General features: G+C 54.1%; 10 protein-coding genes. 4 read left to right on the top strand and 6 right to left on the bottom strand.

Going from position 1 to position 11,217, the window contains the following annotated elements:
* Positions 1–69 precede the first annotated feature (69 nt).
* From dapD to dapC, 3 genes are read right to left on the bottom strand one after another with little or no spacing between them, the layout of a single operon-like run.
* Positions 70–1,101 (bottom strand): 2,3,4,5-tetrahydropyridine-2,6-dicarboxylate N-succinyltransferase, encoded by a 1,032-nt coding sequence (gene dapD, locus KDX31_01245; protein UTW03697.1) that lies wholly within the window; start codon positions 1,099–1,101, stop codon positions 70–72.
* Positions 1,102–1,130: 29 nt separating this feature from the next.
* Positions 1,131–1,475: an ArsC family reductase gene (locus KDX31_01250; protein ID UTW03698.1), complete on the bottom strand. Its 345-nt coding sequence runs from the start codon at positions 1,473–1,475 to the stop codon at positions 1,131–1,133.
* An 11-nt stretch (positions 1,476–1,486) separates the two neighbouring features.
* A complete protein-coding gene (gene dapC / locus KDX31_01255; GenBank protein UTW03699.1) occupies positions 1,487–2,704 on the bottom strand; it encodes a succinyldiaminopimelate transaminase in 1,218 nt (405 codons plus the stop codon).
* Between the two features lie 169 nt (positions 2,705–2,873).
* On the opposite strand from dapC, the gene KDX31_01260 reads away from it, so the two are divergent.
* On the top strand, positions 2,874–3,227 hold the full coding sequence (locus KDX31_01260; GenBank protein UTW03700.1) for a PilZ domain-containing protein: 354 nt from the start codon (positions 2,874–2,876) through the stop codon (positions 3,225–3,227).
* A 64-nt stretch (positions 3,228–3,291) separates the two neighbouring features.
* Here KDX31_01260 and KDX31_01265 read toward each other — a convergent pair whose 3' ends face one another.
* Positions 3,292–6,438, bottom strand: a complete 3,147-nt coding sequence (locus KDX31_01265; protein UTW03701.1) for an efflux RND transporter permease subunit — start codon at positions 6,436–6,438, stop codon at positions 3,292–3,294.
* Positions 6,439–6,441: 3 nt separating this feature from the next.
* Positions 6,442–7,764 (bottom strand): efflux RND transporter periplasmic adaptor subunit, encoded by a 1,323-nt coding sequence (locus tag KDX31_01270; GenBank protein UTW03702.1) that lies wholly within the window; start codon positions 7,762–7,764, stop codon positions 6,442–6,444.
* A 149-nt stretch (positions 7,765–7,913) separates the two neighbouring features.
* Here KDX31_01270 and KDX31_01275 point away from each other — a divergent pair, with 149 nt between their 5' ends.
* From KDX31_01275 to KDX31_01285, 3 genes are read left to right on the top strand one after another with little or no spacing between them, the layout of a single operon-like run.
* A complete protein-coding gene (locus KDX31_01275; GenBank protein ID UTW03703.1) occupies positions 7,914–8,783 on the top strand; it encodes an alpha/beta hydrolase in 870 nt (289 codons plus the stop codon).
* Positions 8,780–9,778 (top strand): hypothetical protein, encoded by a 999-nt coding sequence (locus KDX31_01280; GenBank protein ID UTW03704.1) that lies wholly within the window; start codon positions 8,780–8,782, stop codon positions 9,776–9,778. The genes KDX31_01275 and KDX31_01280 overlap by 4 nt, the downstream gene beginning before the upstream one ends.
* A 20-nt stretch (positions 9,779–9,798) precedes the next feature.
* Positions 9,799–10,446, top strand: coding sequence for a DUF2959 domain-containing protein (locus KDX31_01285; protein UTW03705.1), 648 nt, complete (start codon positions 9,799–9,801; stop codon positions 10,444–10,446).
* 75 nt (positions 10,447–10,521) lie between these two features.
* Here the strand turns inward: KDX31_01285 and KDX31_01290 are convergent, their stop codons facing one another.
* Complete coding sequence (locus KDX31_01290; protein UTW05252.1) at positions 10,522–11,193, bottom strand: hypothetical protein; 672 nt, start codon at positions 11,191–11,193, stop codon at positions 10,522–10,524.
* Positions 11,194–11,217: the final 24 nt, after the last annotated feature.

The following is an 11,217-nucleotide window of genomic DNA, read 5'->3' on the forward strand; positions in this document are numbered from 1 at the left end:
CGCCGGGTGGCAGTTGGAGAGGTGAGTAATTGGGTGCTGCGGCTGGCAGCACCCTGAGACGCCAGAGGCTTAGTTGTGCGCGTGCAGCTCTTCGTTAAGCTCGATAGCTGATTTATTGGTCTTCACTTCGACACGACCGGTCTGAGAGTTACGACGGAACAATAGATCAGGTTTGCCCGCCAGTTCAGCTGCTTTGACGATGCTAACCTCGTTGTTCTGGTCATCCAGAACCGTCACTTTGGAGCTGGCAGTGATGTACAGGCCTGCTTCAATGGTACAGCGATCGCCCAGCGGCAGGCCCAGACCTGCGTTGGCACCCAGCAGGCAGTTTTCGCCGACGGAGATTACCACGTTGTTGCCACCGGACAGGGTTCCCATCGTCGAGCAGCCACCGCCCAGGTCAGAACCGTTGCCGACAACAACTCCGGCAGAGATGCGTCCTTCGACCATGCTTACACCCAGTGTACCGGCGTTAAAGTTAATAAAGCCCTCATGCATGACGGTCGTGCCTTCGCCAACGTGAGCACCCAGACGGACACGGGAGGTAGCGGCAATACGGGTACCGGCAGGGACAACGTAATTGGCCATTTTCGGGAATTTATCGACCGAGTGAACGTCGATGATGCGGCCCTGAGCGCGGGCTGCCAGCTGGCGCTTAGGCAGGTCTGCCAGTGAGATGGCGCCTTCATTGGTCCAGGCTACGTTAGGCAGCTTGCCGAACATGCCATTCAGGTTCATGCTGTGAGGTTTCACCAGGCGCTGTGATAGCAGCGTCAGCTTCAGATAAACCTCTGCGGTGGATTCAGGATCGGCATCGGTTTCCAGAATGGTCAGAATCATCGGCTGATGAGTACCCTTACAGATCTCCACAATCTCTGCCTGATCTTCTGCATCGATAGACAGGAACGCGGCTTCAAGCTCACTGAGCTGAGCGGCAGTCAGTTCAATCGCCTGATTGCCGCCGGTATAGCCTGCAATATCCTTAACCGCGGTTATCAGTGCCTCGGACGGGTTCAGCAGTGGGCAGTTATAGTAAACTTCCAGCAACTCCGCGGTTGATGACTTTGTCCCGATACCCAGACCAAATGCAAATGTACTCATTGTTTGTAACTCCATAGAACTTTAAGAATTTATGTGAACAGAGCGCTGTATTCGCTCTCTTTGAAACCCACCTGAACGCGGTCGCCAAGGCGCAACACCGGGCGCTTGATCAGCGTGGGTGTCGCCAGCATTTCACGGATGGCTGAGGTTTCATCAATACTGTTTTTTATACTGTCATCGAGGGCGCGCCAGCTGGTACTGCGTTTGTTTAACAACGCCTCCCAGCCCAGGCTGGCAACCCATTCACGCAGTTGAGCTTCGGTCAGTCCGTCTTTGCGGAAATCATGAAAGCTGAAATCGACACTGTTTGCCGTTAGCCAGCGTTGCGCTTTTTTCACCGTATCGCAGTTTGAAATACCGTATAGCGTCGTCATATTCTGTTCCTTCAGGCTTTGAGTGACTCAACGTAGCGGCGAATTCGCATGGCGCCCTCGACACACTCTTCGAGTGTTGCGACCAGCGCCATCCGCACAAAGCCGGCGCCTGGCAGATCACCATTCTGGTCCTCTCGGGACACGTAGCTGCCTGGCAGTACCGTCAGGTTCTGCTGTGCAAACAGTCCCTGAGTAAACTGGTCATCAGGGATCGGGGTCTCTGCCCAGAGGTAGAAGCCGGCATCCGGCATCCTGACATTCATAACGGGCTCAAGAATTTCCAGCACAGCGGCAAATTTTTCCCGGTATTTATCGCGGTTTTCCAGCACATGAGTCTCGTCGTTCCAGGCGGTGATGCTGGCCAGCTGAACCGGAATAGACATGGCGCTGCCATGGTAGGTGCGGTAGCTGGTGAACGGAGCGATAAGACTGGCATCCCCGGCCACAAATCCCGATCTCAGTCCGGGCAGGTTGGAGCGTTTCGACAGACTGTGGAATACGACACAGTTTTTATAGTCATGACGGCCCAGCTGGGCGCACACTTCCAGCAGTCCCACCGGTGGTTTGGCTTCATCGAAATAGATCTCTGAATAACACTCATCGGAGGCGACAATAAAGTCATACTGGTCAGACAGCGCAATCAGTTTAGCCAGCGTTGCGGCGTCTGTAACTGCCCCGGTGGGGTTACTCGGGGAGCACAGGAACAGCAGCTGGCAGCGTTGCCAGACGGCCTCGGGTACCGCATCAAAATCAGGTACAAAGTTGTTATCCGCAGTACAGCTCAGATAATAGGGCTCGGCACCGGACAGATAAGCCGCGCCTTCGTAGATCTGATAAAAAGGGTTGGGCGATAACAGCAGAGGCGTTGCATCGGTGGCGGATGCTCGGTTGATAGCACACTGGGTAAATGCAAAGATTGCTTCCCGGGTACCCAGTACCGGCAGCACGTTATCTGCTCCGGTCAGGCTGCCGGCCTGCAACTTAAAACGACGGGTTGCCCAGTCAGCGATGGTCTGGCGCAGCTCAATGGTTCCGGCGGTGGTTGGATAGTTGGCCAGTTTGTCCAGATTACGGCTCAGTTCATCGATCACAAAAGCGGGAGACGGGTGCTTTGGCTCACCGATAGAAAGCGCGATATGTTCAAGCTCGGTTGGTGGGGTTACCCCGGCTTTCAGCTTAGCCAGTTTTTCAAATGGGTATGGCTGAAGCTTCTGCAGATCTGAATTCATTGAAATGCCTTGTAATTGCCGCTGACAAAAGAGCGGAAATTATACCGGATGGAATCCTGCAGGCCAATTAAAGCAACCATCTATTGCCGTTTATCTGATCACTTAAGTGACATTCAGCGGTCAACGACATAATGTTAGTTAACAGAAAATTAGTAGGGAATTGGTAAGCGTGCTTACAGATAGTCGATTACACACTAGGGTTGAAGCGGATTTTGAAGTCAGAGTGGGCATTCCCGGAGATAATACCGGTGCCCGGATTGTTAATATTAGCCTGGGGGGCATTGCCATCCTGGGTAACCAGGCGCTGGAACAGGTTTTAAAAAACGGTTATGCCAATGCCCGGGGTATCAGTGATCATGTGGTCAGTTTTACCATCCCCGGGGGGGAGCTGAGCGAAGTGTGCCGGTTAGTCCATGTCCGGCGACTTTCCGAGAGCCGCTTTGAGTTTGGCATGAAGTTTGTCGGCCTGAATCGTAAGAACAGAGAGATCATCTCAAACTATGTGAATCGACATGTCGTCTGATCCGGCAGTCCGATTAAATAAAGCGCGCCCGGCGTGCCGGGCACGTAATACTCTGTCATCTGCTTCATAAAGGTAGCGTGGCCTTATCGCGGCTGAGGGTGGACTTGAACAGTGCTTTACCATTCTCCAGGATCACCAGGAGTGCCGGTACTACCAGCAGAATCAACAGGGTGCCGAACGCCAGCCCGAATACCAGTGAGGTTGCCATCGGAATCAGGAACTGGGCCTGCAGCGAGGTCTCAAACAGGATGGGGGTCAGGCCGGCAATGGTGGTCAGTGAGGTGAGCAGAACCGCCCTCAGACGCTGGCAGGCGGCTTCTACAATCGCGCTGTGAATACTCATCCCCTCTTTCCGCAGCTTCTGAAAAAAGGTGATCAGTACGATGGAGTCATTAATCACGATGCCTGAGAGACCAAAAAAACCAAACAGAGACAGTATGGTCAGGTTCTGCCCTGTGAGCAGATGTCCGGCAATGGCGCCGGTCAGGCCCAGTGGAATCGCCAGCATTACCGCCAGTGGCCAGCTGTAGGATGAAAACACCCAACTGAGGATAATAAAAATCAGCAGCAGTGCGATCAACAGGCCCATTTTCATATCGGCCAGGGTTTCCCGCTGATTTTTGTTACGCCCCTCAAAGCTTGCCTGAACGCCAAACTCTGAGGTGATCTGTTGCAGTTTACCGGCACCCAGGTCAGCGATAATCTCATTGGCATTGGCGACCGATTCATCCAGGTCGGTGGTGATCTTGATCGCCAGCTGGCCATCGACCCGCTGTAACCGGTCGAGGCCTTGTTTATCGGTAAACTGCACCACATTGGCCAATGGCGCGCTGTCGCCATTAGGCAGCAGTATCGGCAGGTTTTCCAGCGCACTGAAGCGATCCCGTTCACTATCCGGCAGGACAACCCGGACCTCAACCTCGTCCTCGCCCTGGTTAAAAATCTGTACCAGTTGGCCATCAAAGGATGATCTGAGCTGGCGGCCAAGCGAGTTGAGGGTCAGACCGGCGGTTTTACCTGCCGGGGTCAGTTCGTAGATCAGCTGGGACTTGCCAAAGGGCAGGTCATCATCGACGTTGCTGACACCGTTATACTGGCTGAGGGCATCCTGAACCGCCAGAGACGCGGCCTTTAGCTGCTCGACATCCGAGCCCACCAGTTTTACCTCGAGTGATTTGCCCGGGGGACCGGAACGGTTCAGATCGATGGTGAACTTTTCAATTCCCGCGGGCAGGATGATCTTGCTACGCCACTTTGAAATGATTTCGCCATTGGTTATTGCGCGACTGTCGATCGAAGTGAGCTGCACATATAACGCGCCAAATTCATCGCCCTGACTGGAACCCCCACTGGTTCGGCTGCTATTGGTTTTACGATGAATCTGCAACGCCATCTTAATCAGGTTACCGCCCAGCTCCTGTTCCGTCTGGCGCAGCGTCTGATCCAGGTGTTGCAGGAAGTTATCTACCTGATCGGGACTGCTACCCGAGGTGAACTGAATGTTGGCATTCAGGGTCTCCATCTCAACCGCCGGGAAAAAGGTGAACTTTATCTGGCCACTGCCAACCAGGCCGATGGCGATAATAAATGCAGCCAGGGCGGTAGTCACGGTTACCCAGCGGAACCTGATGGCGTTTTCTACCCAGCTGCGGAACCGGCCGTTCTTAAAGTTATTGAATGCGTTATCAAGTCTGATGCGGGTTTTAGAGGGGTGCAGGTCGGCTGCATTTTTCAGACTGTGATGCAGGTGGCCGGGCAGAATCAGGAAACACTCCACCACAGAGGCCATGATGACGCAGATCACCACGGTGGGAATATCGATCAGAATATTGCCGATAATACCGCCAATTAACAGCAGCGGCAGGAACGCTGCGATGGTGGTGAGTGAGGATGCCATCACCGGTGCCAGCATCCGGTGAGCTCCGCCGATAGCCGCTTCGAGCCCCGGCTCGCCCATCTGCAGGTGGGTAAGAGTGTCCTCACCGACCACGATGGCATCATCAACAATTATCCCCAGTGCCATGATCATGCCGAACAGACTGATCATATTGATACTGCCGCCGATACCGTAAAGCACCGCCAGGGTTGCCATAAATGACACCGGAATGCCGACCGTAACCCAGAAGGCGACCCGGGCATTGAGGAACAGGAACAGCGTTGCGATCACCAGAATCAGTCCGCCCACGCCGTTCTTGATCAGCAAATTAATACGATCCTGAATCGCCTCATAGCCCTCATCAAAGGCGATCAGCTGAATATCCGGCGGCAGTGTCGTTTGCCGTTCGCTGAGCCAGTCGCGCATTATTCTGGCGGCTTTCAGCGTGTCTTCGTGTTCGGTACGGCGTAACTGTAACTGGATAGCGGGCTGGCCCCGGTAGGTGAGGTAGGTCTGGTTATCCTGATTGCGCCAGTCAACGGTGGCAACATCTCCCAGACGCAACAACCGGCCATCCTTGGTCGTAATCAGCGGTAACTGGCTGAACCCCCCGACATCACGCTGCTGACTCAGACTGCGTATCTGGCGTGAACCATCGCCCTGTGCGGCGGTACCCGCCGGCAGGTCTACGCTGCGCTGGTTGATAATCTGGGCGACGTCGCTGAGGCTCAGTCCTAGCTCATGCAGACGGCTGGAGGGGATCTGAATGGCGATCTCCTCTTCGGGCAAACCGATAAAATCGATTTTCCGGATCCCCCGCTGCAGCAGTTCACGTTCATACTGACGCGCCAGAATCCGCAGCTCCTGGGCTGTTGCGCTACTGCTGGTAATAAGAATTCTGGCGATATCGTCATAGCGGATCACCCGCTGGACGATCGGTTTTTCCGCATCCGCCGGCAGATTAGTGATGCCATCGACCTTTTGTTTCACCTCGTCGAGGATATACGCTACATCACTGTGCTCTTCCAGCTCCAGGCGGATAGACGCGGCCCCCTGAGTGGCCGTTGAGTAGAGGGCATCGATGCCGTTAACTGATTTCAGCTCCCGTTCTATGGGGAGAATGATGGAGCTCTCGACATCTTCTGCGGCAGCGCCACTCCAGGGAACCGCTATGGTGATAATATCCAGCTCAAAGGTCGGGAAAAACTGGGTGTTGAGCTTTTTTAACCCCCATATGCCGGCCAGAATCATCAGCATCATCAGCAGATTGGCGGCGACACGGTGTTGGGTGAACAGCGTAATCAGGTTTTTTAACGGCCCATGGTTCGTCGGCATAACTTACTCCGCCCTGGCCGCCGCTGATGCGGGCTTTGTGGCAGGCTTTGAGTCAGTCTGACTGCTGGCCACTTCGACCAGCAGACCGGTCATTGCATTCGGTAACTGGGTGGTCAAGATCTGCTCGCCAGGCTGAATTGAGGTGCTGCGCACCAGCACTTTTGACTCGCCATTGCGGTCACGTATGTCGCCAACCCGTTCGATGGTACTGCCCTGAAGCCGGCTATCTTTTACGGTGTAGATTCTGTCGGTGCCAAAGATCGCCTGCGGCGGCAGTGCCAGCAGATTACTCTGTTCCGGCATGATCAGATCCAGCGACAGGGAGCGTCCCGGCTCGCCGCGATAATCATCGGAAGCGATGCGGAACAGCGCATCCACTCCGGCATTTCCGCTACTCACGGTGGCAGCAAAACGCTCCAGTGTCAGTGCCAGAGACTGACCGTCCAGCGAAGCGGTGGCGACTATCTTTTTATCACGGCTAAGCTGTTGGCGTAGCTGGGGCAGGTAACGGCTGGGGATTTGTGAACGCACTTCAAGCGCCCGGGTATCGTAGATCGTCAGCAGTGCATCGCCGCTGCGAACCCGCTCACCGGCGGCGATATTGACCTCAGCTATGCGACCGCTGAAAGGTGCGACTATCTGACTGCGTTCCAGATCAAGGGCGGCACTGTCTCGCTGAGCCGTTGCCTGCTTTAGCTGGGCCTCCAGTTGCGCCAGTTGATTCGGGTGGTCATCAATGGACTGTTGTCGGCTGTTGAGGGAGAGCGCCTGTTGCTGCCTGGATTTACGGGCGTCATCCAGCTGATTCTGACTGGCCAGACTGCGACTACTGAGGTCCTGATAGCGTTTCAGCGTACGCTGAGTGAGAGCGACCAGTTCCTGTTCAATTTTCAGCGCTTTTATGTTTGCCTGGTAACGCACCTTTTCGGCGGCAATCAGTGCTTCAATCCGGTCAACTTCGGCCTGTTTCTGCGCCAGCAGTAGCGAGGCATCCCGGTTATCCAGCTGAATCAATAGCTGTCCTGCATCGACATACTCCCCCTCTGAGGCCAGGCGCTTTTCCACATAGGCGTTGATCGATGAGGACAGGGTGCTGCTGGACGGCGACTCTATCCGGCCATACAGTGACAGCTGAGGTGAATAGGCTGCCGGCTCCGCTGGGATAACCTTAACGGTCCAGACTTTCTCTTTGGCCGGGCGGGAGGGGGCGGTTGGCTTAGTGACGATCAGGGCAACAACGATCAACGCTGCAGCCAGCAAAATCAGTATCGGCAGCAACCAGTGTATATGATTCTGATAAAAAGATTTTGCGCGCTGTTCAGCCATTACCTGTCCATCTGTAAGCCGTGGTTATTAGATTAGCAAATCATAATACATATATTCTGATCCGTAAGCAGGTTTGTTCGCCCTTTACAATTCTTTACCAGATGTTAGCTTTACGTCATCGGCAGCGTTTCAGATGACAGGAGAGAGTTATGCGAACCCGATCAGTTATGGCGCTTGACCCTGTGGGGTTTCACCGGGTGGTGTATCACGAGTGGGGCAGCGCGGATAACGACCGGGTGCTGGTGTGTGTCCATGGGCTGGCGCGAAACAGTCGTGATTTTGATGAGCTGGCACGGGCGCTTTCGCGGGATTACCGGGTGGTTTGCCCGGATATGCCGGGGCGGGGGGAAAGTGACTGGCTCTCACCGGGGGTAAGTTATGATATTCCCCGTTATCTCAGTGATATGGCCACCTTGCTGGCCCGCCTGGATGTCGATCAGGTTGACTGGATAGGCACCTCGATGGGCGGCATAATTGGTATCTGTCTGGCGGCGCTGCCAAACTCTCCGATCCGTTCACTGGTGTTGAATGATGTGGGTTGTTTTATCGGCAAAAACGCCCTGCAGCGGATTTCACAGTATCTGGGGGACCATCGTTTCAGTTCTGTTGCTGAGGTCGAACAGTATATGCGCACCACCTATACCGCGTATCAGGGGCTGAGTGATAAACAGTGGCAGCATCTGGCCAGGTATGGTCACCGGACGCTCTCTGAAGGTCAGTACGGCTTGCATTATGACCCCCGGATTGCAGAACAGAGCCGGGAGAGTCAGGATCAGGATATCGATCTGGAGCCTGTCTGGAGTCAGGTCAGTTGTCCGCAAATGCTGATCTGGGGTGATCAGTCGGATGTGCTGACCGCTGATACCGTGACGCGGATGCAGCAGTTACGTCCGGAACTGGATCTTTACCGGATAGAGGGTATGACCCATGCGCCGTCACTGATGGAAACCGAGCAGATAAATGCAATACAGCAATGGTTGCGAGACAACCGGATTAAGCCTCACGGAGCGACATTATGAGTTCATTATGTAGATGGCCATCGGATCAGCTGTGTCTGACTGCTGAGGTCCGTGAGCAGGCGGTACTCCGGGTCGAGAAAGCGTTTGCCTCGACCCTGGAATCACTCAAGGTTGATATCGGTCTGGTAGAACTGCTGGAATCGATCTACGTACCGCTGGGAGCCTGGCTGGTGGCCCGTAAAAATCAGCAGCAGGGTCCTCTGGTGGTGGGTATCAATGGCGCGCAGGGCGCAGGTAAATCAACGCTGTTTAATCTTCTGGAAGTGATTCTCGAAGAGGGGTTTGATCTGAAAGTGGTTGGGCTATCGATCGATGATCTGTATAAAACCCGCAAGGATCGAGAAGCGCTGGCGCATGCGGTTCATCCCCTGTTAAAAACCCGCGGCGTACCCGGCACTCACGATGTAGAGTTAGGTATCGAACTGATCCGTGGTCTGAAGGGGGAATTTGGCGAAGAGGGGCGCAATGTTAAGATTCCGGTATTTGATAAATCGATAGATGACCGCTGCCCAACTGCGTTATGGCAGGAGTGGCATGGTGAAGCGGATGTGATCGTGCTGGAAGGCTGGTGTGTTGGCGCAACCGCTCAGCCGCAGAGCCAGTTAGCCGAACCGGTTAACGATCTGGAACGCAGCGAAGATCCGCTGGGGTTCTGGCGGGGCTATGTAAACCAGCAGCTGGACGGTCGCTATAAAGAGCTGTTCGGAATGATTGATGCGCTGATTATGCTCAAGGTGCCAAGTATGGAATCGGTGTTTGAGTGGCGCTCGCAGCAGGAGAAAAAACTGGCGGAAAGGGTGCGTTATTTCTACGATACTCAGCAGCCGACCCAGCACCTGCGAATAATGAACGAGCGGGAGATCCGGCGTTTTATCCAGCACTATGAGCGACTGACCCGCAATATGCTGGAAGAGATGCCAAGCCGGGCAGATGTCTGTCTGGAGCTGAATCAGAACCATAAAATCGGTAATATTCGTATCAATAAACCGTTGTAAGACAGATTTAAGGGAATCAGATGAAACGTATTGTACTTGCCTGTGTGTTGGCGCTGCCGCCACTCTTTCTGAGTGGCTGTCAGAGCACTTACTATTCGGCGATGGAAAAGGTGGGTATTCATAAACGGGATATTCTGGTTGATCGGGTTGAAGATACCCGTGCTGCTCAGGATGATGCCCAGGAGGAGTTTGTTTCTGCCCTGGAACAGTTTCGTACCGTAGTGAACTTTGATGGAGGTGAACTGGAGTCGGTCTACAACGATATGCAGTCCGCTTATGATGACAGCGAAGCCGCTGCGGAGTCGGTGAGTGACAACATCCGCAAGGTTGAGGATGTCGCGGAGGCCCTGTTTGATGAGTGGCAAGAGGAACTGGGGCAATACACCAATACCAAGCTGCGCAGTCAGAGTGCTCAGACCCTGAAACAGACCAAGTCCCGCTATAAGACGCTGCATACCAGCCTGAAACGGGCTGAAGCGAAGATGCAACCGGTGTTGTCGGCCCTGAAAGATAACACCCTGTTTCTCAAGCATAACCTCAATGCCCGGGCGATCGGTTCACTGAAAGGTGAGTTTGGCGGTATCAAACGGGATATCGACCGTTTACTGGCGGAGATGCAACGCTCGATCAAAGCATCGGATCAGTTTATTCAAGAGATGCGGCAATAGTCTGTTGTGGGAGCTGTTTCCAGCAGCGAGGGCGATGCTTTCGCTGCTGGACGCAGCTCCCACTAAAGCGCACGGTCAGATAGGCAGGAAGGTCATTGAGGCGGCGCTTTGAACCACCCGGGTGATATTGCGGTTGGTGCTGTCTGCGATCAGCATCGCCATCATATCCTGCAGGCCTATCAGTTTACCAAACAGCCGTTCATAACTGAGATTGCGGATGCCGTCTGCTGAAATGCCATTGCTGAGCAGGTAGCGTTCGCCGTTGTTATCTCTGCGGTTATTCAGTTGCCAGGCTACCGTTTCCAGATTCCGGGCGCTGTTATACAGCTTCTGCTGATCAATCTCATCGAGGATGAAAAACTCATCCTGATAGCTGTATGCCGAATATAGCATACTGCTGATCCCGGCCATCAGGGCGAACACCCGGTCGCCCTGATACTCCTCACTGAAACTGAGGGTGATGGCGGCCGTACCTTTGGCGCCCCCGAGCTCAGAAAATCCATGGATACGCTGACTGCTGAAAATTTGTGCTAAGCGTTTTTTTTCAGTGGAGCCGGGAGGGGCTTTTGCCAGCTCCCGGGGATTACGCTTATACAGTTTAACTGTCAGTTCACGGCAGAGTTTGCGAACCTCTTTGATATGTATATCGGTGACATTGTCGATGTCGCTTTTAGCCAGGTTGCTGAGTTTGAAGTTACGGGCAGAGTTTCCTGCGCAACCGGTTTGTAACAGCAGAGTACAGATCAGACCGACCTGCAGCAGTGAGGCGAG

It is taken from the genome of Amphritea atlantica (assembly GCA_024397875.1).
GTDB lineage: Bacteria > Pseudomonadota > Gammaproteobacteria > Pseudomonadales > Balneatricaceae > Amphritea > Amphritea atlantica_B.

What these genes read in the sequence shown, in the direction of transcription:
- KDX31_01270 (UTW03702.1), bottom strand. Translation starts at nt 7,764, where the DNA reads ATGGCTGAACAGCGCGCAAAATCTTTTTATCAGAATCATATACACTGG.
- KDX31_01285 (UTW03705.1), top strand. Translation starts at nt 9,799, where the DNA reads ATGAAACGTATTGTACTTGCCTGTGTGTTGGCGCTGCCGCCACTCTTT.
- KDX31_01250 (UTW03698.1), bottom strand. Translation starts at nt 1,475, where the DNA reads ATGACGACGCTATACGGTATTTCAAACTGCGATACGGTGAAAAAAGCG.
- KDX31_01280 (UTW03704.1), top strand. Translation starts at nt 8,780, where the DNA reads ATGAGTTCATTATGTAGATGGCCATCGGATCAGCTGTGTCTGACTGCT.
- KDX31_01275 (UTW03703.1), top strand. Translation starts at nt 7,914, where the DNA reads ATGCGAACCCGATCAGTTATGGCGCTTGACCCTGTGGGGTTTCACCGG.
- dapD (UTW03697.1), bottom strand. Translation starts at nt 1,101, where the DNA reads ATGAGTACATTTGCATTTGGTCTGGGTATCGGGACAAAGTCATCAACC.
- KDX31_01265 (UTW03701.1), bottom strand. Translation starts at nt 6,438, where the DNA reads ATGCCGACGAACCATGGGCCGTTAAAAAACCTGATTACGCTGTTCACC.
- dapC (UTW03699.1), bottom strand. Translation starts at nt 2,704, where the DNA reads ATGAATTCAGATCTGCAGAAGCTTCAGCCATACCCATTTGAAAAACTG.